22 protein-coding genes are annotated in these 26,098 nt (G+C 71.1%); 16 read left to right on the top strand and 6 right to left on the bottom strand.

Going from position 1 to position 26,098, the window contains the following annotated elements:
• Positions 1 to 17: 17 nt before the first annotated feature.
• From AC1Q7O_RS15090 to AC1Q7O_RS15045, 10 genes are all read left to right on the top strand, one after another.
• Entirely contained in the window at positions 18 to 2,414 is a 2,397-nt protein-coding gene (locus AC1Q7O_RS15090) for a beta-galactosidase (RefSeq protein WP_492657916.1), read from the top strand.
• A 132-nt stretch (positions 2,415 to 2,546) separates the two neighbouring features.
• Complete coding sequence (locus AC1Q7O_RS15085; protein WP_492657915.1) at positions 2,547 to 5,195, top strand: TonB-dependent receptor; 2,649 nt, start codon at positions 2,547 to 2,549, stop codon at positions 5,193 to 5,195.
• Positions 5,195 to 6,088, top strand: a complete 894-nt coding sequence (locus tag AC1Q7O_RS15080; protein WP_492657914.1) for an SMP-30/gluconolactonase/LRE family protein — start codon at positions 5,195 to 5,197, stop codon at positions 6,086 to 6,088. Before AC1Q7O_RS15085 ends, AC1Q7O_RS15080 begins: the two co-directional genes overlap by 1 nt.
• 16 nt (positions 6,089 to 6,104) lie before the next feature.
• Positions 6,105 to 7,076, top strand: a complete 972-nt coding sequence (locus AC1Q7O_RS15075) for an arabinose ABC transporter substrate-binding protein (protein WP_492658103.1) — start codon at positions 6,105 to 6,107, stop codon at positions 7,074 to 7,076.
• An 86-nt stretch (positions 7,077 to 7,162) separates the two neighbouring features.
• Complete coding sequence (gene araG / locus AC1Q7O_RS15070; protein ID WP_492657913.1) at positions 7,163 to 8,674, top strand: L-arabinose ABC transporter ATP-binding protein AraG; 1,512 nt, start codon at positions 7,163 to 7,165, stop codon at positions 8,672 to 8,674.
• Position 8,675: 1 nt separating this feature from the next.
• Positions 8,676 to 9,668, top strand: a complete 993-nt coding sequence (araH, locus tag AC1Q7O_RS15065) for an L-arabinose ABC transporter permease AraH (RefSeq protein WP_492657912.1) — start codon at positions 8,676 to 8,678, stop codon at positions 9,666 to 9,668.
• A 146-nt stretch (positions 9,669 to 9,814) separates the two neighbouring features.
• A complete protein-coding gene (locus AC1Q7O_RS15060; protein ID WP_492657911.1) occupies positions 9,815 to 10,978 on the top strand; it encodes a glycoside hydrolase family 53 protein in 1,164 nt (387 codons plus the stop codon).
• Complete coding sequence (locus tag AC1Q7O_RS15055) at positions 10,975 to 11,745, top strand: SDR family oxidoreductase (protein WP_492657910.1); 771 nt, start codon at positions 10,975 to 10,977, stop codon at positions 11,743 to 11,745. Before AC1Q7O_RS15060 ends, AC1Q7O_RS15055 begins: the two co-directional genes overlap by 4 nt.
• Before the next feature lie 180 nt (positions 11,746 to 11,925).
• Positions 11,926 to 12,870 (top strand): LysR family transcriptional regulator, encoded by a 945-nt coding sequence (locus AC1Q7O_RS15050; RefSeq protein ID WP_492657909.1) that lies wholly within the window; start codon positions 11,926 to 11,928, stop codon positions 12,868 to 12,870.
• A gap of 109 nt (positions 12,871 to 12,979) precedes the next feature.
• The gene (locus AC1Q7O_RS15045; RefSeq protein ID WP_492657908.1) at positions 12,980 to 13,444 is read left to right on the top strand and encodes a hypothetical protein; all 465 of its coding nucleotides are present in this window, start codon (positions 12,980 to 12,982) and stop codon (positions 13,442 to 13,444) included.
• Positions 13,445 to 13,583: 139 nt separating this feature from the next.
• On the opposite strand, the gene AC1Q7O_RS15040 is transcribed toward AC1Q7O_RS15045, so the two are convergent.
• Positions 13,584 to 15,464 (bottom strand): AsmA family protein, encoded by a 1,881-nt coding sequence (locus tag AC1Q7O_RS15040; protein ID WP_492657907.1) that lies wholly within the window; start codon positions 15,462 to 15,464, stop codon positions 13,584 to 13,586.
• A gap of 196 nt (positions 15,465 to 15,660) precedes the next feature.
• Here AC1Q7O_RS15040 and AC1Q7O_RS15035 point away from each other — a divergent pair, with 196 nt between their 5' ends.
• The 5 genes from AC1Q7O_RS15035 (at position 15,661) to AC1Q7O_RS15015 (ending at position 20,316) form a co-directional block, all read left to right on the top strand.
• Positions 15,661 to 16,107, top strand: coding sequence for a BON domain-containing protein (locus AC1Q7O_RS15035; RefSeq protein WP_492657906.1), 447 nt, complete (start codon positions 15,661 to 15,663; stop codon positions 16,105 to 16,107).
• 122 nt (positions 16,108 to 16,229) lie between these two features.
• Positions 16,230 to 17,267: a branched-chain amino acid ABC transporter permease gene (locus tag AC1Q7O_RS15030; RefSeq protein ID WP_492657905.1), complete on the top strand. Its 1,038-nt coding sequence runs from the start codon at positions 16,230 to 16,232 to the stop codon at positions 17,265 to 17,267.
• An 8-nt stretch (positions 17,268 to 17,275) separates the two neighbouring features.
• Positions 17,276 to 19,072: a branched-chain amino acid ABC transporter ATP-binding protein/permease gene (locus tag AC1Q7O_RS15025; RefSeq protein ID WP_492657904.1), complete on the top strand. Its 1,797-nt coding sequence runs from the start codon at positions 17,276 to 17,278 to the stop codon at positions 19,070 to 19,072.
• On the top strand, positions 19,069 to 19,800 hold the full coding sequence (locus AC1Q7O_RS15020; protein ID WP_492657903.1) for an ABC transporter ATP-binding protein: 732 nt from the start codon (positions 19,069 to 19,071) through the stop codon (positions 19,798 to 19,800). Before AC1Q7O_RS15025 ends, AC1Q7O_RS15020 begins: the two co-directional genes overlap by 4 nt.
• A 3-nt stretch (positions 19,801 to 19,803) precedes the next feature.
• A complete protein-coding gene (locus AC1Q7O_RS15015) occupies positions 19,804 to 20,316 on the top strand; it encodes an O-acetyl-ADP-ribose deacetylase (RefSeq protein ID WP_492657902.1) in 513 nt (170 codons plus the stop codon).
• On the opposite strand, the gene AC1Q7O_RS15010 is transcribed toward AC1Q7O_RS15015, so the two are convergent.
• Complete coding sequence (locus AC1Q7O_RS15010; protein WP_492657901.1) at positions 20,303 to 21,058, bottom strand: glucose 1-dehydrogenase; 756 nt, start codon at positions 21,056 to 21,058, stop codon at positions 20,303 to 20,305. The genes AC1Q7O_RS15015 and AC1Q7O_RS15010 overlap by 14 nt on opposite strands.
• 115 nt (positions 21,059 to 21,173) lie before the next feature.
• Between AC1Q7O_RS15010 and AC1Q7O_RS15005 the strand changes: the two genes are divergently transcribed.
• On the top strand, positions 21,174 to 22,091 hold the full coding sequence (locus tag AC1Q7O_RS15005) for a LysR family transcriptional regulator (protein WP_492657900.1): 918 nt from the start codon (positions 21,174 to 21,176) through the stop codon (positions 22,089 to 22,091).
• A 3-nt stretch (positions 22,092 to 22,094) separates the two neighbouring features.
• Here AC1Q7O_RS15005 and AC1Q7O_RS15000 read toward each other — a convergent pair whose 3' ends face one another.
• The 4 genes from AC1Q7O_RS15000 to AC1Q7O_RS14985 all read right to left on the bottom strand — a co-directional run bounded on the left by AC1Q7O_RS15000 (position 22,095) and on the right by AC1Q7O_RS14985 (position 26,043).
• Positions 22,095 to 22,703, bottom strand: coding sequence for a DUF938 domain-containing protein (locus tag AC1Q7O_RS15000; protein WP_492657899.1), 609 nt, complete (start codon positions 22,701 to 22,703; stop codon positions 22,095 to 22,097).
• 37 nt (positions 22,704 to 22,740) lie between these two features.
• Entirely contained in the window at positions 22,741 to 24,465 is a 1,725-nt protein-coding gene (locus AC1Q7O_RS14995) for a methyl-accepting chemotaxis protein (RefSeq protein ID WP_492657898.1), read from the bottom strand.
• A 93-nt stretch (positions 24,466 to 24,558) separates the two neighbouring features.
• Positions 24,559 to 25,428 (bottom strand): pirin family protein, encoded by an 870-nt coding sequence (locus tag AC1Q7O_RS14990; protein WP_492657897.1) that lies wholly within the window; start codon positions 25,426 to 25,428, stop codon positions 24,559 to 24,561.
• 9 nt (positions 25,429 to 25,437) lie between these two features.
• Positions 25,438 to 26,043, bottom strand: coding sequence for an FMN-dependent NADH-azoreductase (locus AC1Q7O_RS14985; RefSeq protein ID WP_492657896.1), 606 nt, complete (start codon positions 26,041 to 26,043; stop codon positions 25,438 to 25,440).
• Positions 26,044 to 26,098 lie beyond the last annotated feature (55 nt).

Genomic DNA, 26,098 nt, shown 5'->3' with positions numbered 1-26,098 from the left:
CAAAACCTGGAGACTGCATGTTCTGCATCCGTCCGCTGACCGCGGCGCTGCTGCTGGGGGCGCTCGCCTCTGCGGCCGGCGCCGACACGCTGCTCAAGCTCGACGCCCGCGCCGCCGTGCCGGCGCCGACGACCGGCTACCTGAAGCTGGGCGCGGCCACGTCGCCCAAGGGCGAGACGCTGGCCGCCAACAGCCAGTACCTGCTGAAGGACGGCAAGCCCTGGCTGCCGGTCATGGGCGAGTACCACTTCACGCGTGCGCCGGCCTCGCAGTGGGCCGACCAGTTGCGCCTGATGAAGGCCGCGGGCCTGGACGTCGTGGCGACCTATGTGTTCTGGAACCACCATGAGGAACAGCCCGGTGCGTTCAACTGGCGCGGCAACCATGACCTGCGCCGCTTCGTGCAGCTGGCGCAGGCGGCGGGCCTGAAGGTGGTCGTGCGCCTGGGCCCGTGGTGCCACGGCGAGGTGCGCTACGGCGGCATCCCCGACTGGGTGGTGGACGCCATGCCCACGCGCGGCAACGACCCCGAGTACCTGGCGCTGGTGGACCGGCTCTACGGCCAGATCGGCAAGCAGATCCAGGGCCTGCTGTGGAAGGACGGCGGCCCCGTCATCGGCGTGCAGCTGGAGAACGAATACAACCTGCGCGGCCCCGGCCGCGGCGAGGAGCACATCAGTGCGCTGAAGAAGCTCGCGCTGAAGGCCGGCATGGACGTGCCCATGTACACCGTGACCGGCTGGGACGGCGCCGTCTACCCGTCGGGCGAGGTCATGCCCGTGTTCGGCGGCTACCCGGACGAGCCCTGGGCGACCAGCACCCGGGAGCTGGCTCCGAAGGAGACGCACGCGTTCCGCTTCAACACCCGCGTCAGTGGCGACCTGGGCGCGCAGACCAAGTCCCACGGTGCCGGCACCGCCGAGACCGACAAGGACAAGGTGCCCTTCTTCGGCGCCGAGTACGGCCCCGGCCTGCCGGCCATGTACCGCCGCCGCACGCTGGTGTCGCCGGACGACATCGCCGCCATGCTGCCGGTGCAGATCGGCTCGGGCGTGAACCTGCTGGGCTATTACATGTTCCACGGCGGCCGCAACCCGGTCGGCGCGGGCGGCACGGGCCTGGAGGAAAGCAGCTTGAGCGGCGGCTACAACGACACGCCGCGCATCAACTACGACTTCCAGGCGCCGCTGGGCCCGGATGGCCAGCAGCGCGAGGTGCTGACCAGGCTGCGCCCGTTCCACTACTTCCTGCGCGACTACGGCGCCGCGCTGGCGACGATGACCGTGCGTCAGCCCGAGCGCTCGCCCGCCAACCCGGCCGACCTGCAGACGCCGCGCTGGGCCGTGCGCGCCAACGGCGACAGCGCCTTCCTGTTCTTCAACAACCATGTGCGCCAGTACGCCATGCCGGCGCAGGTCGGCGTGCGCTTCGAGGTGCAGCTGCCGGGCGGCCCGGTCACGCTGCCGAGCAAGCCGGTGGACCTGCCGAACGGCGCCTACTTCGTCTGGCCCGTCAACCTGGACCTGGACGGCGTGAAGCTGCGCTACGCCGCGGCCCAGCCGGTCGCGCGCGTGGACGCCGGTGCGCAGGGCATCGTGCACGTGTTCGCGGCCACGGCCGGCGTGGAGGCGGAGTTCTCGCTGCCCGACGGCCTGAAGGCGCTCAAGCCCGACGCCACGCAGCTGCAGCGCCTCGGCACCGGCGCCAACGGCCGCGCCGTCAGCGTGCTGCTGCTGGCGCCCGAGCAACTGGCCCAGCTGAACGTGCTGGAACTGGCTGGCCAGCGCCGGCTTGTGTTCTCCGAACAACAGGCCTGGGTGGCCGACGGCCGCCTGCAACTGCGTGGCGTGGGCCCGCAGCCGCTGCGCGCCGCCGTGTTCCCGGCGCTGGCCAAGCCGGCTGCCGCCGGCCTGAAGGTGTCGCAGGACGGCGTGCTGCAGCGCCTGGATGTGGCCGGCGACCCCGCCCAGCCCGCGCTGCACATCGCCGCCACGCGCGCGGCCGGCAATGCGCCCAAGGTGCTCAAGGGCGGCCTGGCCGGTGCGGCCGTGCAGCCCATCCCCGAGGCATTCGCCACGGCGGCGACGTGGTCGCTGCAGCTGCCCGCGCAGCTGCCCAGGGACGAAGACGTGCTGCTGGAGCTGGACTTCGTCGGCGACATTGGCCGCGTGTTCTCCGGCACGACGATGCTGGACGACTGGTACTACAACGGCCAGCGCTGGCAGATCGGCCTGAAGCAGTTCGGCCTGAAGCCCGGCGCCGAGCTGAAACTCAGCGTGCTGCCGCTGCGCGCCGACGCGCCCATCTACATCGACGCCGCCCACCGCCCGGCCTTCGCCGCCGGCCAGACCCAGGTGGCCGAACTGCGCGGCGCGCGCCTGCTGACCGTCCGTCGGGTCGCCATCGCGCCGTGACCTATACGGATTTCAGATAGTTAAGACCTGATATTCGATTAGTACGGAATGAAACAGATCCGTAACTTACGGGCTGCCGGACGCTGAGCCGGCAGGGCTCCCAGCCCATCAACGATAAGACCCGGAGATCCGATGTCCCGCCGAACCCTCAACCCGTCCCGCCACCGCTTTGCCCTGGCCGCCAGCATGCTGTTCGCTGCCCCGGCCTGGGCCCAGCAGGCCGCGCCTGCCGCCCCCGCCGCCGAGTCCCTGGAGACCGTCGTCGTCACCGGCATCAAGGCCAGCCTGTCCAAGGCGCAGGACCTCAAGCGCAACGCCGACCAGATCGTCGACTCCATCGTCGCCGACGACATCGGCAAGCTGCCCGACGCCAACGTCGCCGAGGCGCTGCAGCGCATCGCCGGCGTGCAGATCTCGCGCAACCGCGGCGAAGGCGACCGCGTGCAGGTGCGCGGCCTGTCGCAGACGCAGACGCTGCTGAACGGCCGCTCCATCTTCACCGCCGGCAAGGAACGCGGCCTGTCCTTCCAGGACGTGCCCGCCGAGCTGCTGGCCGGTGCCGACGTCTACAAGACGCCCACGGCCGACCAGGTCGAGGGCGGCATCGCCGGCCTCATCGACCTGCGCACCCGCAAGCCGTTCGACTTCACCGGCACCAAGCTGGCCGCCACCGTCAAGAGCACCTACGCCGACCTGGCCGGCAAGAACAAGTTCGAAGGCTCCGTGCTGGCCAGCAACCGCTGGGACCTGGGCGGCGGCCAGCAGTTCGGCGCCCTCGTCAGCCTCGCCAAGCAGAAGCGCGCCTACCGCGCCGACACGCAGGAGCTGAGCGCGCCGGCGCAGATCGCCGACGGCTCCGGCCCGTTCGCGCCCACCGGCGTGTGGAACGCCTACGAGCTGGGCACGCGCGACCGCACCGGCGTGACCGCCGCGCTGCAGTACCGCCCCAACCGCGACACCGAGTACGCGCTGGACCTGCACCACACGCGCCTGAAGACGCAGACCGACACCTACGGCTTCTTCGGCTCGCCGTTCTGGGCCAACTTCAACGCGACGACCAACCTCGGCGCGCTGTGGCCCAACGGCGCCATCACCAAGGACGCCAACGGCAACCTCGCCAGCGGCAAGTTCTGGGGCGCCAGCATGAGCACGTCGGCCTTCGTTGCCGACAACGACACCAAGACCACGCAGGCCGCCGTCAGCGGCAAGTGGAAGGTGCAGGACTGGACCGTCAAGTCCGAACTGGGCCACACCCAGAGCGACTTCAGCCGCATCTACCAGGAAGCCCGCCTGGGCGTGTGGACCAACAACCCCGGCTTCGGCTTCGACCTGACGACCGAGCTGCCGTCGGCCTACCCGGTGCTGGCCGGCGCGGCCGACCTGACGACGCCGTCGCAGTACTGGGCCGACAAGGCGCTGTACTTCAAGCAGGAAAACACCGGCAAGGAAACCACCTTCCGCCTGGACGGTGACCGCCGCCTGGACGGCGTGCTGGCGCGCGTGCGCACGGGCCTGCGCCTGTCGGACCGCAAGGCGACCAGCGCCGAGATCAACACCATCGACAACCTGTGGAGCGCCACTGCCACGGGCCCGGTCGCGGGTGCTGCGCCGGCGCTGGCCGCCAAGATCGGCGTCATCGGCTACGACGACCTGCTGAAGAACGCCGGCGCCGGCAACACGCCGCGCCAGTGGCTGTCCGTCACCGACCTGGCCTGGCTGCGCGACCCCGCCACCGCGCGCGCCGCGATGGGCCTGACCGTGCCGGCCTTCGACGCCGCGCAGACCTTCGACTACCGCGAGAAGACGCAAGCCGCCTACGGCGTGGCCGACTTCGACAGCGAGCTGGCCGGCCTGCCGCTGTCCGGCAACGTCGGCCTGCGCTACGTGCGCACGCAGGGCGAACGCCGCTACACCACGGCCGCCGGCACGCCCACCACGCTGAAGACCAGCGACAACGAGTGGCTGCCCAGCCTGAACGCGCGGCTGGACCTGACGGACAAGCTGGTGGCCCGCTTCGGCGCGTCCAAGGTCGTCACGCAGCCCAACTTCGACCAGCTCACGCCGTCGCTGAGCCTGAACGCCAACGACCGCACCGGCTACCTCGGCAACCCGACGCTGGGCGCGCTGCATGCCCGCCAGCTGGACCTGTCGCTCGAGTACTACCTGAACAAGAGCGACCACGTCTACGGCGCCGTCTTCCACAAGCGCGTGGACGGCTTCCTGCAGACCCAGACGCAGAGCCTGGCCTACCAGGGCACCACCTACACCGTCTCCACGCCCGGCAACGGCGAGGACGGGAGTGTCAAGGGCATCGAGGTCGGCTACCAGGCCTTCTTCACCAGCCTGCCCGGCGCGCTGCGTGGCCTGGGCCTGCAGGCCAACGCCACCTACGTCGACAGCTCGGCGCCCGGCCCCATCAACGGCCAGAAGACGCAGCTGGAAGGCCTCTCGCGCAACAGCTACAACCTGGTGGGCATGTACGACTACGAGCAGTTCGCGCTGCGCCTGGCCTACAACTACCGCAGCAAGTACCTGGCCGGCACCAGCAACTACTACCCGAGCAACGGCACGGTCATCGCGCAGACGCCGATCACGATCAAGGGCTACGGCATGCTGGACGCCTACGCCAGCTGGGCCATCACGCCGCAGCTCAAGCTTGCCGTCGAGGCCAACAACCTGACGCGCACGGTGCGCCGCAGCACCTACGGCGTGGGCGACCTGGCCCGCGGCGCCTATGCGGACGACCGCCGCTACGCGGTGTCGCTGCACCTGGACCTGTGATGCAGCCAGGCGGCGAACTCGACCTGGCGCTGCCGTTCGGCGCCACCCTCGGCGAAGGCCTGCAATGGCAGGCCGGGCGCTGGTGGTGGACCGACATCGAGGCGGCCACGCTGCATGCGTGGCGGCCCGGTGCGGCGGCGCCCGAGTCCTGCCGCCTGCCGGACCGGCTGGGCAGCTTTGCCCACACCCGCTCCGGCCGCGTGCTGCTGGGGCTGGCCAAGCGCCTCTGCATCGCCACGCTGGGGGACAACCTGGCGCTGATGCAACTGCAGACACTGGTGCCGGTGGACGCCGCCGAGCCGCGCACCCGCATCAACGACGGCCGCACCGACCGGCGCGGCTACTTCGTGTTCGGCACGCTGAACGAGGCGAAGGAAAAGCGGCCCATCGCCAGCTTCTACCAGTTCTCGCTGCAGCATGGCCTGCGCCGGCTGGCGCTGCCGGCAGTGGCCATCGCCAACAGCATCTGCTTCAGCCTGGACGGCCGCACGATGTACTTCTGCGACTCGCTGAGCCAGCGCATCCAGCAGTGCGACTACGACGCCGAGACCGCCCAGGTCGACAACGTGCGCCCGTTCACGCAGGTCGAGGCCGGTGCCTCGCCCGACGGTTCGGTCATCGACGCCGAAGGCTGCCTGTGGAACGCGCAGTGGGGTGCCGGCCGTGTGGCACGCTACGACCCCGCCGGTCGGCTGTTGGGCGCATGGCGCGCCCCGGCCGCCCACACCACCTGCCCCGCCATCGGCGGCGAGGATGCAGACCAGCTGATGCTCACCACCGCCCGGGCGGAGCTGGGCCGCGATGCGCTGGCCGCGCAGCCGCTGTCCGGCAGCCTGTTCGGTCTGCGCCTGCCGAAGGCGCTGGGTGTTGAAGACACTTTGTTCGAAGACTAAGGAGACGACCATGAAGATGCAACGACGCGCGCTCACCCTGGCCCTGCTGGCCTCGCCCTTCGCGGCGCGGGCCGCCGATCCCGTCAAGGTCGGCTTCCTCGTCAAGCAGGCCGAGGAGCCCTGGTTCCAGGACGAATGGAAGTTCGCCGAACAGGCCGCCAAGGAGAAGGGCTTCACGCTCGTGAAGATCGGCGTGCCCAACGGCGAGAAGACGCTGGCCGCCATCGACAACCTGGCCGCGCAGAAAGCCGTCGGCTTCGTCATCTGCGCGCCCGACGTGAAGCTGGGCGTGGCCATCAACCGCGCCGCCAAGCGCCACAACCTGAAGGTCATGTCGGTCGACGACCAACTGGTCGACGGCGCCGGCAAGCCCATCGCCGACATCCCGCACATGGGCATCTCGGGCTACGAGATCGGCAAGCAGGTCGGCGCCGGGCTGCTGGCCGAGATCAAGGCCCGCGGCTGGAAGCTCGACGAAGTCGGCGTGCTGCGCGTGGCTTTCGACCAGCTGCCCACCGGCCGTGACCGCACCATGGGCGCCGCCGACGCGCTGAAGGCCGCCGGCATCCCGGCCGCCAACGTCGTCGACGCGCCGCAGGCCAAGACCGACACCGAGAGCGCCTTCAACGCGGCCAACATCGCGTTCACGAAGAACGCCAAGTTCAAGAAGTGGGTCGCCTTCGGCCTCAACGACGAAGCCGCCTTAGGCGCCGTGCGCGCCGGCGAAGGCCGCGGCATCAAGGCCGACGCGATGCTGGCCATCGGCATCGGCGGCAGCCAGACGGCGCTCAACGAGTTCACCAAGCCCACCGCCACCGGCTTCTTCGGCACCGTGCTGATCAGCCCCAAGCGCCATGGCTACGAGACGGCCGTCGCCATCTTCGAATGGGCCACCAAGGGCAAGACGCCGCCGCCCGTCACGCTGACGAGCGGCGTGCTGATGACGCGTGCCAACCAGGCCGAGATCCGCAAGCAGATGGGCTTGTGATGGTGCGCCGCGCGCACGCCGTGCCGGCTCGGCACCGGCCCGGCGCGCGGCTCGCAAGTGCCCAGAATCCAAAGTGAATCACTGAGATGTCTTCCCTGCAGTTCGACAACATCAGCAAGGTCTTCCCCGGCGTCAAGGCGCTGAACGGGGTGAGCTTCGAGGCGCATCCAGGTCAGGTCATGGGCCTGCTCGGCGAGAACGGCGCCGGCAAGAGCACGCTGCTGAAGATCCTGGGCGGCCAGTACAAGCCCGACGGCGGCCGCCTCGTGGTGGACGGCCAGGAGCGCCACTTCACGTCCGCCGGCGATGCCATCGCGGCCGGCGTGGCCATCATCCACCAGGAGCTGCAGTACGTGGCCGAGCTGACCGTGGCCGAGAACGTGCTGCTGGGCCGCCTGCCCACGCGCTTCGGCCTCGTCGACCACAAGGCCGCCCGCAAGATGGTGGCCGAGCAGCTGGCGTCCATCGGTGTCGAGCTGGACCCGGCGGCGCGCCTGTCGGACCTGTCCATCGCGCAGCGCCAGATGGTGGAGATCTGCAAGGCTGTCATGCAGGACGCCAAGGTCATCGCCTTCGACGAGCCCACCAGCAGCCTGTCGCACCGCGAGACCGAGATCCTGTTCAAGCTCGTCAAGCGCCTGCGTTCTGAGGGCCGCACGCTGATTTACATCTCGCACCGCCTCGAAGAGCTGTACGAGCTGTGCGATGCCTGCACCATCTTTCGCGACGGCCGCAAGATCGTCACGCACGACGTGATGGCCGACGTGCCGCGGGACCGCCTCATCAGCGACATGGTGGGCCGCGAGGTGAAGGACATCTACGACTACCGCGAGCGCCAGCATGGCCCCATCCGGCTGGAGGCGCGTGGCCTGCACGGCGACGAGCTGGCGGAGCCGCTGAGCTTCTCGGTGCGCGGCGGCGAGGTGCTGGGCTTCTTCGGCCTGGTGGGCGCCGGCCGCAGCGAGCTGATGCGGCTGCTGTACGGCGCCGACCCGCGCCGCGCCGGCACCGTGCTGCTGGACGGCCAGCCCGTCAACGCGGGCAGCCCCGCCGACGCGATCGCCGCCGGCATCGTGCTGTGCCCGGAGGACCGCAAGGAGCAGGGCATCCTGGCCCACTCGTCGGTGGCCGAGAACATCAACATCAGCTGCCGCCGCCACGGCCTCGCCGGGGGCGTCTTCCTGCGCCACGGCCAGGAGGCGCAGCGCGCCGACGACTTCATCAAGAAGCTGCGCATCAAGACGCCCAACCGCGAGCAGGAGATCCGCCTGCTGTCGGGCGGCAACCAGCAGAAGGTCATCCTTGCGCGCTGGCTGGCCGAGCCGGGCCTGAAGGTGCTCATCCTCGACGAGCCGACGCGCGGCATCGACGTGGGCGCCAAGAACGAGATCTACAAGATCATCCACGACGTCGCCGCCTCGGGCTGCTGCGTCATCGTCATCTCCAGCGAGCTGCCCGAGGTGCTGGGCATCTCCGACCGCCTCATCGTCATGCGCGACGGCCGCATCAGCGGCGAGCTGGACCGCGCCAACGCCAGCGAGACCGCCGCGCTCGCGCTCGCCCTTCCTGACGGAGCGCCTGTCGCGCCCCTGCACTGACATGAACACGACCACCCAAACGACCCCTGCGTCGCCGAGCCCTGCCATGAACTCAACCTCCCGCGCCCTGCTCAAGGAACACAGCATGACGCTGGGCTATGCCCTGCTGTTCGTCGTGCTCGCGCTGACGGTCGAGAACTTCTTCTCCGGCGCCAACATCGTCGGCCTGCTGCTGTCGGTCGCGCAGATCGGCATGGTGGCCTGCACCATGATGCTGTGCCTGGCCTCGCGGGACTTCGACCTCTCCGTCGGCTCCACCATCGCCTTCGCCGGCGTGCTGGGCGCCATGGTGCTGGAGCGCACCGGCAGCGTGGGCCTGGCCATCGGTGGCGGGCTGCTGGCCGGCGCGCTGATCGGCGCGGGCAACGGCGTGCTGATCGCCTACCTGCGTGTCAACGCGCTGATCGCTACGCTGGCGACGATGCTGATGGTGCGCGGCCTTGCGTTCATCGCGTCGCAGGGCCAGGCGGTCGGCATTGCCGACGAGCGCTTCTTCGCCTTCGGCGACACCGTCGTGCTGGGCCTGCCGCTGCCGATCTGGATGACGGGCGTGTGCTTCGTCATCTTCGGCGTGCTGCTCAACCACACGGTGTTCGGCCGCAACTCGCTGGCCATCGGTGGCAACCCCGAGGCCGCGCGGCTGGCGGGCGTGCGCGTCGAGCGGCTGCGCGTGTGGATCTTCCTGCTGCAGGGTGTCGTCGCCGCGCTGGCCGGCCTGATCCTGTCGGCGCGCATCACCAGCGGCCAGCCCAACGCGGCCACCGGCTTCGAGCTGGACGTCATCTCCGCCTGCGTGCTGGGCGGCGTGTCGCTGGCCGGCGGCAAGGCGCGCATCTTCGGCGTCGTCATCGGCGTGCTCATCATGGGCACGGTCGAGAACGTCATGAACCTGTTGAACGTCGACGCGTTCTACCAGTACCTCGTGCGCGGCCTGATCCTGCTGGCCGCCGTTCTTCTCGACCAACTGAAGACCCGCGGTGAACGTCGTTCATAACGTGAAGCCCCTCGCCCAAGGCAAGCCTTGGTCGGTCCCCCGAGGGGACGGCGATGCTCGCGGGGCGTGCCCCGCTCGCACATCGCCAGACGGGCCGGCTTGGGAGCGGCCCGGCGCTCGGCCCGCGAGAAACCACTGAGATGTCTATGCAACGTCGTACCCTGCTGGCCGCCGCGCTGGCCAGCGCGCTGCCGGCAGCCCACGCCGCCAAGGCGCCGCTGCTGGCCGGTGGCGACATCTCGGCGCTGACGTGGATGGAGCGCGCCGGCGCGGTCTACCGTGACCGCGACGGCAAGCCCGGCGACTGCCTGGCCATCCTGAAGCGCTACGGCCACAACATCGTCCGCATCCGGCTGTACGACCGCACCGGCTCCGGCACGGGCGCCGACGGCTGGTACTGGCCCGAGGGCTCGATGGACCTGCCCGACGTGCTGGCGCTCGCGCGCCGCGCCAAGGCGCAGGGCCTGCAGATCCAGTTCAGCTTCCACTACAGCGACTTCTGGACCAACTCCAAGACGCAGGACCCACCGCACGCGTGGCGCCGCGAACTGGCCCGGCTGCCCGACGACACGGCGCGCTTCGAGCGTCTGTTGGCGCTCGTCGAGCAGCGCACGAAGGAAGTGATGCAGGCGCTGGTGAACCAGGGCACGGCGCCCGAGTTCGTGTCGCTGGGCAACGAGATCGAGATGGGGATGCTCTACCCCTGGGGCCGCACCAGCGACTGGCCGCGCCTGGGCGCGCTGCTGAAGGCGGGCCACGCGGCCGTGAAGGCCGTCAGCCCGGCGTCCAAGGTCGTGCTGCACCTGGACGGTGGCGGCGACGTGCCCAAGTACCGCGACTGGTTCGACAACGCGCGCGCGCAGGGCGTGCCGTGGGACGTCATCGGCCCGTCGTACTACCCGTTCTGGACGCAGAAGAACGTCGCCCAGCTGATGAGCTTCTGCGACACGGTCTCGGCCCGCTATGACAGCGACCTCCTCGTCATGGAGGCCGGCTTCAACTTCGCGCCCAACCGCGCCGACGGCTGGCCCGGCCAGCTGGAGAACAACGGCCCGTACCCGGCCAGCATGAGCAGCCCCGAGGGCCAGCGCGACTTCATGGCCGAGCTGCTGGGCGCCTGCAAGGCGCATCCGCGCGTGCTGGGCGTCCTGTACTGGGACCCGATCATGATCGCCAACCGCAACGTCGGCTGGGCGCTGAAGGAAGGCTCCGGCGAGCCGGGCCCCAACGTCGTCTCCAACACGACGCTGTTCGACTTCAAGGGCCGGGCGCTGCCCGTGCTGGACATCTGGAAGCAGTACACGCAATGAGTTCCCGTCTGCAAGGCAAGGTCGCGCTGGTCACCGGCGCCACCCAGGGCATCGGCAAGGCCATCGCGCGGCTGTTTGTCGCCGAGGGCGCCCAGGTCATCCTGAACGGCCTGGCCGCCGACGAGCGCCTGGGCGTTGAACTCGTGCAGGAGCTGGGCGAGGACCACGCGCTGTTCATCGCCGCCGACATCGCCGACGAGGCCGCCGTGCAGGCCATGGCCGCGCGCGGCGCCGAGCGCTTCGGCCCCGTCACGGTGCTCATCAACAACGCCGGCATGAACGTGTTCGCCGAGCCGCTGGCGATGACCAGCGCGCAGTGGCAGCGCTGCTTCGCGGTGGACCTGGAAGGCGCGCTGCACTGCAGCCGCGCCGTGCTGCCCGGCATGCTGGCGGGCGGCGGCGGCAGCATCGTCAACGTGGCGTCCGTGCACGGCCATCGCATCATTCCCGACGCCTTCCCGTACCCGGTCGCCAAGCACGCGCTGATCGGCATGACCAAGGCGCTGGGCATCCAGTACGCGGCGCAGAACGTGCGCGTGAACTCGATCTCGCCGGGGCTGATCCTGTCGGAGCGCGTCGTCGAATGGCTGGACAGCGTCACGCCCGAGGAGCGCCAGCGCCAGGTCGACCTGCTGCCCACCAAGCGCATCGGTGAGCCGCTGGAGGTGGCCTACACGGCCCTGTTCCTCGCCACCGACGAGGCGCGCTTCATCAACGCCACTGACATCCTCATCGACGGCGGCCGCTCCCAGCTCTATCACGAGTGAAGCTGTGAGCCCCTCGCCCATTCCCGCGCCGCTGAACGCGGGCCGGCCTGGCCGGTCCCCCGAGGGGACGGCGATGCTTGCGGCATTGAACCGCAAGCACATCGCCAGACGGGCCGGCTTGGGTGCGGCCCGGCGCTCGGCCCGCGGATGGCGCCGCGTGGAGCTGACAAACTCCGTGGCATGACCGACCCGCGCTCCGACCGCTTCGTCCGCTCCCACCTGAAGACGCGCCAGCTGGTGCTGCTGGTGGAGCTGGGGCGGCACGGGTCCATCCTGCATGCGGCGCAGGCCGCCAACCTGACGCAGCCGGCCGCGTCCAAGCTGCTGGCCGACCTGGAGCACGCGCTGGGCGTGAAGCTGTTCGAGCGCCTGCCGCGTGGCGTGGCGCCCACCTGGTATGGCGAGGTCATGATCCGCCGCGCCGGTGCGGCGCTGGCCGAGCTGGACGCCGGCCACCAGGAGGTCATGGAGCTGTTGTCGGGCCTGAGCGGCCGCGTGGCCGTGGGCTCGGTGCTGACGCCGTCGGCCACGCTGCTGCCGCGCGCCGTCGTCGCGCTCAAGGCGCGCCAGCCGCGCGTGCATGTGGCCATCACGGTGGACACCAGCAAGATCCTCACGCAGCAGCTGCAGGGCGGCGAGCTGGACCTGGTGATCGGCCGCGTGCTGGACAGCGAGTCCGCCGCGCAGCTGAGCTTCGAACCGCTGACCGACGAACCCCATTCGCTGATCGTGCGCGCCGGCCACCCGCTGGCCGGCCGTGGCGACCTCAGCCTGCAGGAGCTGGCCCGCCAGAGCTGGATCCTGCCGCCCACCGGAAGCATCCTGCGCGACCGGCTCACGGCCATGTTCCTGACCGCGGGGCTGGACCAGCCTCAGCAGGCCGTCGAGACGCTGTCGCTGCCCGTCGTTACCAGCCTGCTGGTGCAGTCCGACATGGTGGTGGCGCTGCCCGAGGAGCTGGTGAAGCCCTACCTCGACGCCGGCCTGCTGACCGTGCTGGACATCGACCTGGGCCTGCGCATGGACGCCTACGGCATCGTCACGCGCCGTGGCCACCAGCTGTCGCCGGGCGCGGAGCTGATGCTGACCTGCCTGCGCGAGGAAGCACAGCGCCGCTCGGGCTGACGGGCTGACGGTCGGCGTCGCGTCCTACCGCGCGGTGCGACTGGCGCTCACAAGCCCGCGGGCGTCGCGTGTGCACAGTGGTCGCGTCATCCTCGCGCGGAGCCACGCCATGTCGACCACGGATTGCCTGCCTCGTTCGGCTGCCGAGCCGGCCGCCAAGCCGGAGTTGCTGATCTGCGTCGTCGGCACCGCCGACGCGTTGCGGCGTTACGAGGCCGACCTCGCGCCGCTCGTGCGTACCGATGTCAGCCGCGTGGAGTGGCGGCTGGACGATGATTTCGGCGAACCGCCCGCCGCGGCGGACTGGGCCGACGGCCTCGTCGTGCTGAACTCCGACGTGTGGGCCGCGCCCACCGGCTGCGCGCGGCTGCATGCCCTGTTGAAGATGGCCTGGCGCTGCGGGCGCACGGTGGCGCTGTGCGGCGAGGCGGTGAACTCGCTGGGCGTGCTGGGCTTCCCGTCCGACGTGCCGGCCGAGGCCGAAGGCCTGTTCCTGTGCCCGCAGGGCCCTTGCCGCGAGACGCTGGCGGAGTTTCTGGACGCGGTGCACGAACAACCCCACAAACGTCGTTGACTCCTCGTCCGGTCTTGCCACGCTGGACGCGGTCAAGCCCAGCCGGCCCCCCGAGGGGGCGTCGATGCTTGCAGCATTGAGCTGCAAGCACATCGCCCTGACGGGCCGGCTTGGGGCGGCCCGGCGCTCGGCCCGCAGGTCAACCTTTTCGGGAGGGCAAGCTGCAATCCACCGGCGGCAGGTCCTCGCCCGGGTCGACGAAGGCCAGCAGCGCGGCCGGCGGCGCCAGCGAGCCCAGCGCCAGGGCCGCGACGGCGCGGCCGGCCAGGCGCCGGCCTTCCAGCGCCACGCGTGGGTCGGCCAGCGAGCCCTGCACGCGCACCGGCGCGCGCAGCGTCAGCGGCGAGAAGTCTTTGGGCCGCGCGACGACGCGCAGGTCCAGCGTCTCCGTGGCGAGGTTGACGCGGCCATCCAGGGCCAGGCGGCTGTCGCGGTTGTCGATGATGGCGGTGCGCGGCCGCAGCACGCCGGCGTCGAAGCGGCCGTCCAGCCGGGCGCAGTTCAGCGGCAGGTTGCTGTCGCCCTTGATGAGCAGGCCCAGCCCCTGCGCGAGGTCCAGCCCGGCGGCCTCGGTCAGCAGGTGCGACACGCTGCCGTTCTGCAGCCGCACGTTCAGCGGGCCGTTCAGGCTGGCCAGCAGTTCGGCGGTGCTGCGGCCGTGGCCCGTCACATCGAGCCGCGCCTTGAGCCGGCCGGTCACCGGGTGCGCGGTCAGCGGCTTCATGTCGGGTTTGAGCCAGCGCTCCAGGGCCAGGTTGGCGACGTCCAGGCGGGCCTGCCACGCGGGTGGCACGGGCTGCGTGTCCAGGCTGGCCGAGCCGGTCAGCTGGCCGCCGGCCACGCCGGCATGGAGCTGGCTCAGCGTCAGCACGCCGCCCTGGAGCTGCAGCTTGCCGTTCACCGGGGCCAGGGGTTCGAGGTGCTGCGTGCCCAGGTCCAGCTGGCTCAGCGCGACGTCGATGCGTGCGTCCATCAGGTTCAGCGCCGGCAGGTCCAGCGGCCGGTCGGGCAGCACGCGGCCCGGGCGGCTGGGCGGCGAGTCGGCGCCGACGGCGGGGCCCAGGTCGGCCAGGCGCAGCGGGCCACCGCTCAATGTGCCGGTCAGCACCGGGCGCCGCGGGCGGGTGTCGAACGCGTAGGCGCCACCCAGCCGGCTGTTGCCGATGCGGGCCTTCACGTCCTCAAGCTGCCACAGGCCCGCGGCGTGGCGGAGCCGGCCGGCGAGGTCGAAGGCCGGCGTGCTGGGCAGCGTGACGCCGAACGGCCGGCCGGCGGCGGCCAGCGATCGCCCGTGCACCTGCAGCTGGCCGTCGAGCGCGCGGGCGTCCAGCAGCGAGGCGGCCGTGCCGTCGAACGTGAGCCGCTCGGGCCCCTGGCTCAGCGCGACGCGCAGCTTAACCGGCGGCGCGCTGCCGTCGGGCGGCGACAGCAGCGCCATGCCTGCGCTGGCCTGGGCGTTCAGCGACAGCCGCTGGCCACGCAGCCGGCCCTGGACGTCGGCCGTCCAGACGCCGTCCGCCGCGGTCGAGAAGCGCGCGTCGCCCGACAGCTGCAGCGGCGCGTCGTCCAGCCACGCGCTGCCGTTGCGGATGACGAGTTGGTCGATCTGCGGCAGCGCCGCGGACTGCTGCGCGTCGCCCCGGGGCTGCAGCGGCCACGGCGTGCGGCCGTCGGCGTCGCGCTGCCAGGTGAGCGCCAGGCCGTCGGCCTGCACCACGCGCAGCCGCAGCGGCGCGCCGTGGCGCCAGTCCCAGACGTCGCCCCAGCGCCAGGCCAGCAGCACCCGGTGGGCGTCGGCCAGCGTGTCGCCCCGGGCGCTGACGACGCGCAGCTGCGGGGCCTCCAGGCGCGGCTGCCAGATCAGGTGCAGCCGGGTGTCGGGGTCCACGCGCAGGCCCGGCCCGCTGCGCTCGGCCAGGCGCGGGGCCAGGCCGGGCCAGCCGGCGTGGTCCAGGGCCGCGACGGCGGCCGTGACCGCCAGGGCCACGCCGGCGGCAATGAGGGCGGTCTTCTTCTTCATGGCCCCATGCTGGGAGGCGCTCCGTGCGGCGAGGGTGGGACGGTGGCGCCGGCCGCTGTAGGACGCAGCCGCCCGGCCGGGCTGTCGGTGCGGTCCGACAGGCGATCGGCGCGCAGGCTGAACCCGGCGCCCGCGGCGGGCGTCCACAGTGGTGTGACCCGGCCCGCGAGGCCGCAAGCCCCTGAAAGGACGACCCATGACACAGCCCACCCCCCGACTGCCGCTGCTGGCCGCCCTGGCCATCGCCGCCGCACTGACCGCCTGCGGCAAGCAGGAAGACGACCGCACGGCCGGCCAGCGCCTGGACGGCGCCATCGCCGAGGCCAAGCAGTCCGCCGAGGACACCCGGCGCGAGGCCAAGGAAGCGATGCACGACGCCGAGAACGCCGCCGCCCGCGCCGCCGACAAGACGGCCCAGGCCACGGGCGACATGGCCATCACGGCCAAGGTCAACGCCGCGCTGGTGGCCGACGACCGACTCAAGGCCACGCAGATCAACGTGGACACCCGCGAGGGCCAGGTCACGCTGACCGGCCAGGCGCCCGACGCGCAGTCGCGCGAGCGCGCCACGACGCTGGCTGCCGCGGTGGTCGGCGTGAAGCACGTCGACAACCAGCTGATCGTCAACGCGACGAACGGCTGACGACCGCCGGCTTCGCCGGATGGCAAGGGCGCCCTCGCGGGCGCCTTTCTTCTGGGTAATCCCGACCGCTCGGTCGGCGTATGGCCGATACCATCGGCGGCGACTTCACCCCGCAACGCGCCATGGACCTCACGATTGCCGCCATCCTGGGCCTGGACGGGCTGACCAACGGCGCCATCTACGCCCTCGTTGCGCTGGCGCTGGTGCTGGTCTTCTCGGTCACCCGGGTCATCTTCATTCCGCAGGGCGAGTTTGTCGCGTTCGGCGCGCTGACGCTGGCCGCGCTGCAGTCCGGCAAGGTGCCGGGCACCGTGTGGCTGCTGCTGATGATGGCCGTGGCCGCCGCGTTGCTGGACCTGGTGCAGGGGCTGCGCGAGCGCTGGCGGCCGTCGCGCATCGTCTTCAGTCTGCTGCAGACGCTGAGCTTCCCCTGTGTCATCGCCGCGCTGGCGCCGGTGTTCGTGCAGCAGCAGCACGCGCTGATCGTGCAGGTGCTGGTGGCGCTGCTCATCGTGACCTGCATGGGCCCGCTGCTGTACCGCCTGGCCTACCGCGCGCTGTCCGGCGCCACGGTGCTGACGCTGCTGATCGTGTCGGTCGGCGTGCACTTCGCGCTGACCGGTGTGGGCCTCGTGTTCTTCGGCGCCGAGGGCTACCGCACGCCGGCGTTCTGGGAGGCGCGTTTCGACGTCGGCCCGCTCAGCCTCACGGGCCAGACGCTCATCATCTTCGGCGCCTCCGTCGTGCTGCTGCTGACGATGTTCCTGTTCTTCGAGCGCACGCTGACCGGCAAGGCGCTGAAGGCCACGTCGGTCAACCGCACCGGCGCGCGGCTGATGGGCATCTCCGGCGACGCGGCCGGGGCCATGAGCTTCACGATGGCCGCCTTCATCGGCGCGCTGTCGGGCCTGCTGATCTCGCCGTCCACCACCATCTATTACGACACCGGGTTCCTGATCGGCCTGAAGGGCTTCGTCGCCGCGGTGTTTGGCGGGCTGGCCAGCTTCCCGATGGCGCTGGCGGGTGCGATCGGCGTGGGGCTGATCGAGAGCTTCGGCTCGTTCTGGGCCAGCGCATTCAAGGAGGTCATCGTGTTCACGGTGATCCTGCCCATCCTGCTGTGGCGGTCCTTCGTCGACCCGCATCACGAAGAACACTGATGACGACGATGAAGCGCTCCCCTTTCCCGGTCCCCGCGGCCGTGGCCGCCGTGCTGCTGCTGGGCCTGCCGCTGCTGCCCGTGCCGGACTTCTGGATCACGCAGCTCAACTACATCGGCCTGTTCTCGCTGGTGGTGCTGGGCCTGGTGCTGCTGACGGGCGTGGGCGGGCTCACGTCGTTCGGCCAGGCGGCGTTCGCCGGCGTGGGCGCCTACGCCACGGGCTACCTGACGACGGTGCTGGGCCTGTCGCCGTGGCTGGGCCTCGTGGCCGGGCTGGCCGTCACGGCCGTGCTGGCGCTGGTCATCGGCGCGTTGACGCTGCGCATGTCGGGCCACTACCTGCCGCTGGCCACCATCTGCTGGTGCCTGGCGCTGTACTACCTGGTCGGCAACCTGGAGGCGCTGGGCAAGTACGACGGCCTGCTGGGTCTGCCGGCCGTGACGCTGGGCGACTTCAGCTTCCAGAGCGAGCGGCGCATGTACTGGCTGATCTGGCTGGCGGCGCTGCTGGCGGCGCTGGGCGTCACGCGGCTGCTGGACTCGCGGCCGGGCCGCATCATGCGCGCGCTCAACACGCACCGCGGCGGCGGCGCTACGATGCCTGAGGCGATGGGCGCCAGCACCTTCCGCTACAAGCTGGTGATGTTCGTCAGCGCCGCGCTGCTGGCCTGCGTGTCGGGCTGGCTGTACGCCCACATGCAGCGCAGCGTGAACCCGTCGCCGTTCGGCATCAAGTTCGGCATCGAGTACCTGTTCATGGCCGTCGTGGGCGGCATCGCGACGGTGGGCGGCGCCTTCGCCGGCGCGGCGCTCGTGAAGCTGGCGGAAGACCAGCTCAAGGTCTGGCTGCCGCTGGTGTTCGGCGGCTCGGGCAACTACGAGATCATCGTGTTCGGCATCGTGCTGGTGCTGGTGCTGCGCTTCGCGCCGGACGGCCTGTGGCCGCTGGTGTCGCGCCTGCTGGCCCGCGTGCTGCCGGCGCGCGGCGCGAAGGCGGTGGACGAGCGCGCGCCGCCGCTGAGTTCGCGCAGCCACCCGCCACGCGGCGCGGCGCTGCTGGACGTGCGGGCCATCCGCAAGCAGTTCGGCGGGCTGGTGGCCGTCAACGACATCAGCTTCAGCATCAGCGCCGGCGACATCGTGGGACTCATCGGCCCCAATGGCGCCGGCAAGAGCACCACGTTCAACCTCGTCTCCGGCGTGCTGCCGCTGACCCGCGGCGAGGTCGAACTGCTGGGCCAGCGCGTCGACGGCCGCGGCAGCCGCGATATCGCCCGCGCCGGCCTGTCCCGCACCTTCCAGCACGTCAAGCTGGTGCCCGACATGACGGTGCTGGAGAACGTCGCGCTGGGCTGCTACCTGCGCACCAAGAGCGGCGCGCTGGCAGCCATGCTGGGCCTGGACCGCGCCGAGGAAGCCCAGGCCCGCGCCGAGGCGATGCGTCAGCTGCGCCGCATCGGCCTGGCCGACCAGGCCTTCGAGCTGGCCGGCAACCTGGCGCTGGGGCCGCAGCGGCTGGTGGAGATCGCCCGCGCGCTGGCCAGCGACCCGTCGCTGCTGCTGCTGGACGAACCCGCCGCCGGCCTGCGCCACAAGGAGAAGGAAGCGCTCGCGGAGGTGCTGAAGCAGCTGAAGGCCGAGGGCCTGTCGCTGCTGCTCGTCGAGCACGACATGGACTTCGTCATGAAGCTCACCGACCGCATCGTCGTCATGGAGTTCGGCCGCTGGCTGATGGAAGGCACGCCCGCCGAGGTACAGGCCAGCCCGGCCGTACGCGCGGCTTATCTGGGAGCGGACGAATGAGCGCTCTCCTTGAAGTTGCCGACCTCCACGCCGGCTACGGCCGCGCCGAGGTGCTGCAGGGCCTGAGCTTCTCGGCTGCCGAGAAGAGCGTCGTCACCGTCATCGGCCCCAACGGCGCGGGCAAGTCCACGCTGCTGGGTGCGCTGATGGGCCTGATCCCGTCGCGCAGCGCGGCGCTGAAGTTTGCCGGCGAGGACATCGCCCGGCTGACGCTCGAAGAACGCGTCATGGCCGGCCTGGCCCTGGTGCCCGAGAAGCGCGAGCTGTTCGGCACGATGACGGTGGAAGACAACCTGCTGCTGGGCGGCTGGCGGCCCAGGAAGCTGGGCGACCGGCGCTGGCGCGACGGGCTGGAGAGCGTCTACGCACGCTTCCCGCGGCTGAAGGAGCGCCGGGCGCAGCAGGCCGGCACGCTGTCCGGCGGCGAGCGCCAGATGCTCGCGCTGGGCCGCGCGCTGATGGGGCAGCCCAAGCTGCTGATGCTGGACGAACCCAGCCTGGGCCTGGCGCCGCTGATCGTGCGCGAGATCTTCGCCATCGTCGACGACCTGCGCGCCAGCGGCGTCGGCATCCTGCTCGTCGAGCAGAACGCCCGCGCCGCGCTGCGCGTGGCGGACCACGGCTATGTGCTGGAGACCGGCGAGTTCGGGCTGAGCGGACCGGCGGATCAGCTGGCGGCGGATCCGAGGGTCATCGAGACCTATCTCGGGGCTGGGCGGAAGGACTGAACCTTGGTCGCGGCTCTCACGGCGCAACGCGCCGACATCACGAAGTTGGCGGTCGATGTGATCGTCAACGCTGCGAACTCGTCGCTGCTGGGCGGCGGCGGCGTGGACGGGGCCATCCACCGCGCTGCCGGGCCGGACCTGGTGCACGAGTGCCGCCTGCTGGGCGGCTGCAAGATCGGCGAGGCCAAGCTCACCCGCGGCTATCGCCTGCCGGCGCGACACATCGTTCACACCGTCGGCCCGGTCTGGCGCGGCGGCGTGCACGGCGAGGCCGAGTTGCTGGCCTCCTGCTACCGGAACAGCCTGAAGCTGGCTGCGGCCCAGCACGCGGCGACGGTGGCCTTCCCGAGCATCAGCACCGGCATCTACGGCTATCCGATCGAGCAGGCCGCCCGCGTGGCGGTCGACGTGGTGCGCAGCGAAGTCGCGGCGCACCCCGGCATCCGGGAAGTCATCTTCTGCTGCTTCTCGGCTGAGGACCTGAGCGTCTACGAACGCGTGCTCACTGCGCCGTGAGCCCCCCGTCCACCGCCAGCGACTGCCCCGTCAGGTACTTCGCCTTGTCGCTGGCCAGGAACACGATGGTCTGAGCGATCTCGTCCACGGTGCCGGCGCGGCCGGACGGGTTGGCGGCGAGCATGCCGGCCTTGGCATCGCCGTTGCGGCCGACAAAGCGCTCCAGCATGTCGGTCTGGATGGGGCCCGGCGCGACCGCGTTGACGCGCACGCCGGCGGCCGCCCCTTCCAGCGCGGCGCTCTTCGTCAGGCCTTCCACGGCGTGCTTGCTGGCCACGTAGACCGAGGCCCCGGCAAAGCCGATCAGCCCCGCCACCGATGACAGGTTGACGATGGCGCCGCCGCGCTGGGCCAGCATGACGCGCATCTGGTGCTTCAGCGCGAACAGCATGCCGCGCACGTTGGTGTCGAAGATGGCGTCGTAGTTCTCGGCGGTCTGCTCGGTGAGCGGGCCGGTGGCGCCTTCGACGCCGGCGTTGTTGACGGCCACGTCCAGCCGGCCGAAGCGCTCCACGGTCTGCTCGACGAGCGAGCGCACCTCGGCCTCGTGGCGCACGTCGGCGCGGATGAAGGCGGCGGCCGCGGCGCCCCCGGCCTGCAGCTCGGCGGCCAGCGCCTGGCCGTCGGTGTCGCGGCGGCCGCTGACGACGACGGTGGCGCCTTCGCGGGCGAAGGCGAGGGCGGTGGCGCGGCCGATGCCGGTCAGCGCGCCGGTGACGAGGACGACGGGGGATGCAGTCATGTGAAGCTCCTGAAGGAGAAGTTGGTTGAGTGACCTGACTGTGATTGCCGCCGGTCTGCTCCGGTAGCCGTGGCAGCTGCCTATGATTTATTCCATTTGGGACTGAAAGGTGGACATGGCAGACCGGTTGCAGGCGATGCAGACGCTGGTGCGGGTGGTGGAGCTGGGCAGCTTCTCGGCCGCGGCGCGCGAGCTGGGCAGCACGCAGAGTGCCGTCAGCAAGCAGGTGGCCGCGCTGGAGCGGCAACTGGGTGCGCAGCTTCTGGCGCGCAGCACGCGGGCGCTGCGGCTGACCGAGGCGGGCGAGCGCTACGTGGACGAGGCGCGCCGGCTGGTGGCCGAGATCGCCGAGGCCGAGAGCCAGCTGCGTGCCGGCGAGCACCGGCTGCAGGGCTGGCTGCGCGTGGCGGCGTCGGGCAGCTTCGGGCGGCTGAAGCTGATGCCGCTGGTGCAGAGCTTCCTGGCCGCGCACCCGGGCGTGAAGATCGACCTGCGCCTCAACGACGGCTTCGTCGACCTCGTCGAGCAGGGCATCGACATCGCCGTGCGCATCGGCGAGCAGCCCGACTCCAGCCTGGTTTCGCGCCGCATCGGCACCGTGCGTCGGGCCGTCGTGGCGCGGCGGGGTTATTTCGAGCAGATCGGCAAGCCGCCGCCGGCCAACCCGTTGGCGCTGCAGCAGCACGACTGCATCGTCTACAGCGAGCTGCGCGCCGGGCCGACGTGGACCTTCGAGGCCGGGCCGGGCGTCGACGCACCACCGGGCAGCCTGGCCAGCGTGCGCGTGGACGGCAGCCTGCGCACCAACAGCGGCGAGGCCGTGCGCGAGGCGGTGCTGGCGGGCATGGGCCTGGCGTATTCACCGCACTGGCTGCTGGAGAAGGAGCTGGCCCGTGGCGAGGTGGTGCTGGCCATGCCGCACTGGCAGGGCCAGGCCTTGCCCATGCAGCTGGTCAGCCCGCTGCAGCGGCGGCTGTCGGGCAAGGTCAAGGCGTTTGGCGACCACCTGGCCGCCGGGCTGGCCGGCGGCTGACGCTCAGCCCGCGCGCCGCCAGGCCAGCAGCAGGTTGTTGGCCGGCATGTCGACGCGCTCGTGCAGCGCCAGGCCGGCGAGGGCGGCCTGCTCGGCCACGTCGCCGAGCCGGCGCAGCCCCCAGGCCGGATGGCGCGCGCGCAGGTCGGCGTCGAACGCGAGGTTGCTGGGCGCCGTGGGCTCGCCGTCGACGACGTAAGGCCCGTAGGTGATGAGCATGCCGCCCGGCGCCAGGTGGCGCGCGGCGCCCTGCATCAGCCCCGCCGTGCAGGCCCACGGCGCGATGTGGATCATGTTGGCGCAGTAGATGGCATCGACCCGCGCCGGCGCGCCGGCCCAGTCGCCGGCCAGCACGTCCAGCGTGATCGGCGGGCGCACCCGGGGCAAGCCCTGACACCACGCGGCGATGGAGGGCAGTGCGGCGGCGTCGAAGTCGCTGGGCTGCCACTGCCAGCCGGGCAGGCCTTCGCTGAGGAAGGCCGCGTGCTGGCCGGTGCCGCTGGCGATCTCCAGCATCAGGCCGGCCGGCGGCAGCAGCCGCTGCAGCTGCACGAGGATGGGCGGGCCGTTGCGTTCGGCGGCGGGGCTGTGGCGGCGTGCGGGGATGTCCATGGCGGCATCTTGCCCTGCCGCCGCCGCGGGGGGCGCGCTAGAAGCTGGTCCAGTCGTCATCGCCGCCGGCGGTGGCCGGCGCCGGGGCGGGCCTGGGCGCTGCCGGTGCCGCGGTGGCCTGGGCCTTCGCCGTGACGGCCGGCCTTGCCGGCGCGGGCTTCGTGGCGGTGGGCCGCTTCGCTGGCGAGGCCGTCGGGGCGGGCGCCCGCGCGGCGTCACCGCCGACGCGGAACACCGACACGATCTCCACCATCTGCGTGGCCTGCTGGCGCAGGCTCTCAGCGGCGGCGGCGGATTCCTCCACCAGCGCGGCGTTCTGCTGCGTGACCTGGTCCATCTGCGACACGGCCTGCTCCACCTGGCCCACGCCGTCGGCTTGCTCGACGCTGGCGGTGCTGATCTCGCCGACGATGTCGGTGACGCGCTGGATGGCCTGCACCAGCGACTCCATGGACTGGCCCGCCGTGTCCACCTGCTGCGTGCCGCGCTCCACCTGCTCGACGCTGCCGGTGATGAGGCCCTTGATCTCCTTGGCCGCCTCGGCGCTGCGCTGGGCCAGCGTGCGCACCTCGCCGGCCACGACGGCAAAGCCGCGGCCCTGCTCGCCGGCACGCGCCGCCTCGACGGCGGCGTTCAGCGCCAGGATGTTGGTCTGGAAGGCGATGCCGTCGATGGTGCCGATGATGTCGGCGACGCGGCGGCTGGATTCGCTGATGCCGCGCATCGTCTCGACGACGTCACCCACGGCGCTGCCGCCCTGGCGCGCGGCCTCGCTGGCGCTGCGGGCGAGCTGGTCGGCCTGGCGGGCGTTGTCGGCGTTGCTGCGCACGGTGGTGGACAGCTCCGACATGGTGGCCGCCGTCTGCTGCAGCGCCGAGGCCTGTTCCTCGGTGCGCTGGCTCAGGTCGGCATTGCCCTGGGCGATCTGGCTGCTGGCGGTGGAGACGGACTCGGCGTTGGCCCGCACGCGCGACACGGTGGTCGAGAGGCCCTGCCGCATGCGCTCCAGCGCGTGCATCAGCTGCGCGGCCTCGTCGGTGCCCTGCGCGTGCACGGGCTGGCGCAGGTCGCCGTCGGCCACGGCATCGGCCACCTCGACGGCACGCCGCAGCGGCACCGTGATGGAGCGGATCAGCAGCCGCGACATCAGCAGCGCCATCGTGATGGACACCGCCAGCGTGACGAGCACCACCAGGCGCGCCGTGCCGAACGCGGCCTCGGCGTCCACGCCCGCCTGGTCGGCGCCGCGGGTGTTCATGTCGATGAGCTTCTGCAGCGTGTCCGACGAGCTGTTGAAGTACTTCAGTGACTCGCCGTCCAGGATGGCGCGGGCCTGCTCGGTCTCGTTCTTGCGCGAGTGCGCGTACAGCTTGTCGTGGGCGGCCATGTAGGCCTTCCAGTCGGCCATGAAGCTTTCGTAGAGGCGGCGCTCCTCGGGCGAGTTGATGAGCTTCTCGTAGGCGGCGCGGTTCTTGTCGAACTCGGCCAGCACGGCCGTCATCTCCTTGTCCTTGGCGGCCATGGCTGCGTCTTCCGTGGCCAGCACATGGCCGGTCTCGGCGATGCGGTAGTCCGACGTGTTGGTGTCCATCTGGTTCACCAGCGACACGCTGGGCAGCCAGTTGCCGGTGATGTCCTGCGTCTGCGCCCGCATGCGCAACATCTGCAGCATCGCGATGCCCGACAGCACGATGAGCAAGGCCAGCATCACGCCCATCGCGGCCGCCAGGCGCGGCCCGATCTTCCATTGCATGGGATTCATGAGCACTCCTCTTTGGGGTGCGTCAGTCTCTCTTGCAGGGCCTCACGTTGTCCATCGATTGCAGCGTGCGTAGTTATCGCGTTGATCGATTCGTCACGCCAGGCGCCCGGCCTGGAAATCCCGCACCGCCTGCACCAGCTCGGCCTCGGTGTTCATGACGAAGGGCCCGTACTGCGCGATGGGCTCGCCCAGCGGTTTGCCGGCCACGAGGATGGCGCGGGTCGGCTGCTCGCCGGCCGTCAGGCGCACGCCGTCGCTGGCCGCCGTGTTGGCGAGGATGGCCATGCGGCCGGCGGGCTGCAGGCAGCCGCTCTCGAACTTCAGCGCGCCGTCGTACACGTAGACGAAGGCGTTGTGCGTGGCTGGCAGCGGTTGTTCGAAGCTCGCACCGGCGGGCAGGTGCACGTCCAGGTACAGCGGCTCTGTCACGTCGCGCTGCACGGCGCCCTGCACGCCGTGGCTGGCGCCGGCGATGACGCGCACGGTGACGCCGTCGCGCTCGAACTCGGGCACGTCGGCGCCCTGCACGTCCCGGTACCAGGGCTCGCGCATCTTGTCCTTCGCGGGCAGGTTCAGCCACAGCTGGAAGCCGGCCATGCGGCCCGCCGTCTGCTCGGGCGTCTCGCTGTGGATGACGCCGCGGCCGGCCGTCATCCACTGCACGCCGCCGTCCGACACCAGGCCCTCGTTGCCGGCCGAGTCGCGGTGGCGGATGCGACCGTTGAGCATGTAGGTGACGGTCTCGAACCCGCGGTGCGGGTGGTCCGGGAAGCCGGCGATGTAGTCGTCGGGGTTGTCCGTGCCGAAGTGGTCCAGCATCAGGAACGGGTCCAGCCGGCGCTGCAGGGTGTTCGTCAGCACGCGGTTGAGCTTGACACCGGCACCGTCGCTGGTCGGCTGACCGGCGACGAGGCGTTCAACCTCGCGTGGCTGGTTCAAAAGAGAAGTGGCGACGGTGCTCATGGCGTGCTTTCAGGCGGTCAGGAGTTCGGAGATCTGCGCGCGGGCCTGGGCCAGGCCTTGCTCGGCGGCGAAAGCCATGCCCTCGGCGTAGACGAACTCGACGTCCGTCATGCCCAGGAAGGCCAGCACGGTGCGCAGGTAGGGCGTCATCTGGTCGCTGGGCTGGTCGCGGTGGACGCCGCCGCGGCTCGTGACCACGTAGACCTTCTTGCCGGTCAGCAGGCCGACGGGGCCCTTCTCGGTGTACTTGAAGGTCACGCCGGCGCGGGCGACCGCGTCGATCCAGTTCTTGAACTGGGCCGTCACGTTGAAGTTGTACATCGGCACGCCGATGACGAGGGTGTCGGCGGCCTGCAGCTCGGCGATCAGCGCATCGTCCAGCGCAACGCGGGCGGCCTGTTCGGGCGTGCGCTTGTCGGCCGGCGTGAAGAGGGCGCCCAGCGCGGCTTCGTCCAGCACGGGCTGGGGCGTCACGGTCAGGTCGCGCACGGTGACGGTGGCGGCGGGGTTGGCGGCGCGCAGGCCGGCGGTCAGTTCGCTGGCCAGGCGGGTGGAGACGGAACCGTCGGCATCGGTGGCACGGCGGGCGCTGGCGTTGATTTGCAGGATGTTCATCTGAAGCTCCGGAAAGAGGTCGGTTGCGATGGGATGAACTCTAGGATTGCTCGGT

The organism is Roseateles sp. GW823-FHT07B05 (genome assembly GCF_058794515.1).
Note: the sequence above shows the minus strand (reverse complement) of the source record. Positions and strands in the feature narration are given on the sequence as shown.

Excerpts from the sequence above, each read along its gene's own strand:
- AC1Q7O_RS15090 (WP_492657916.1), top strand. The coding sequence starts at position 18 with ATGTTCTGCATCCGTCCGCTGACCGCGGCGCTGCTGCTGGGGGCGCTC.
- AC1Q7O_RS15085 (WP_492657915.1), top strand. The coding sequence starts at position 2,547 with ATGTCCCGCCGAACCCTCAACCCGTCCCGCCACCGCTTTGCCCTGGCC.
- AC1Q7O_RS15080 (WP_492657914.1), top strand. The coding sequence starts at position 5,195 with ATGCAGCCAGGCGGCGAACTCGACCTGGCGCTGCCGTTCGGCGCCACC.
- AC1Q7O_RS15075 (WP_492658103.1), top strand. The coding sequence starts at position 6,105 with ATGCAACGACGCGCGCTCACCCTGGCCCTGCTGGCCTCGCCCTTCGCG.
- araG (WP_492657913.1), top strand. The coding sequence starts at position 7,163 with ATGTCTTCCCTGCAGTTCGACAACATCAGCAAGGTCTTCCCCGGCGTC.
- araH (WP_492657912.1), top strand. The coding sequence starts at position 8,676 with ATGAACACGACCACCCAAACGACCCCTGCGTCGCCGAGCCCTGCCATG.
- AC1Q7O_RS15060 (WP_492657911.1), top strand. The coding sequence starts at position 9,815 with ATGCAACGTCGTACCCTGCTGGCCGCCGCGCTGGCCAGCGCGCTGCCG.
- AC1Q7O_RS15055 (WP_492657910.1), top strand. The coding sequence starts at position 10,975 with ATGAGTTCCCGTCTGCAAGGCAAGGTCGCGCTGGTCACCGGCGCCACC.
- AC1Q7O_RS15050 (WP_492657909.1), top strand. The coding sequence starts at position 11,926 with ATGACCGACCCGCGCTCCGACCGCTTCGTCCGCTCCCACCTGAAGACG.
- AC1Q7O_RS15045 (WP_492657908.1), top strand. The coding sequence starts at position 12,980 with ATGTCGACCACGGATTGCCTGCCTCGTTCGGCTGCCGAGCCGGCCGCC.
- AC1Q7O_RS15040 (WP_492657907.1), bottom strand. The coding sequence starts at position 15,464 with ATGAAGAAGAAGACCGCCCTCATTGCCGCCGGCGTGGCCCTGGCGGTC.
- AC1Q7O_RS15035 (WP_492657906.1), top strand. The coding sequence starts at position 15,661 with ATGACACAGCCCACCCCCCGACTGCCGCTGCTGGCCGCCCTGGCCATC.
- AC1Q7O_RS15030 (WP_492657905.1), top strand. The coding sequence starts at position 16,230 with ATGGACCTCACGATTGCCGCCATCCTGGGCCTGGACGGGCTGACCAAC.
- AC1Q7O_RS15025 (WP_492657904.1), top strand. The coding sequence starts at position 17,276 with ATGAAGCGCTCCCCTTTCCCGGTCCCCGCGGCCGTGGCCGCCGTGCTG.
- AC1Q7O_RS15020 (WP_492657903.1), top strand. The coding sequence starts at position 19,069 with ATGAGCGCTCTCCTTGAAGTTGCCGACCTCCACGCCGGCTACGGCCGC.
- AC1Q7O_RS15010 (WP_492657901.1), bottom strand. The coding sequence starts at position 21,058 with ATGACTGCATCCCCCGTCGTCCTCGTCACCGGCGCGCTGACCGGCATC.
- AC1Q7O_RS15005 (WP_492657900.1), top strand. The coding sequence starts at position 21,174 with ATGGCAGACCGGTTGCAGGCGATGCAGACGCTGGTGCGGGTGGTGGAG.
- AC1Q7O_RS15000 (WP_492657899.1), bottom strand. The coding sequence starts at position 22,703 with ATGGACATCCCCGCACGCCGCCACAGCCCCGCCGCCGAACGCAACGGC.
- AC1Q7O_RS14995 (WP_492657898.1), bottom strand. The coding sequence starts at position 24,465 with ATGAATCCCATGCAATGGAAGATCGGGCCGCGCCTGGCGGCCGCGATG.
- AC1Q7O_RS14990 (WP_492657897.1), bottom strand. The coding sequence starts at position 25,428 with ATGAGCACCGTCGCCACTTCTCTTTTGAACCAGCCACGCGAGGTTGAA.
- AC1Q7O_RS14985 (WP_492657896.1), bottom strand. The coding sequence starts at position 26,043 with ATGAACATCCTGCAAATCAACGCCAGCGCCCGCCGTGCCACCGATGCC.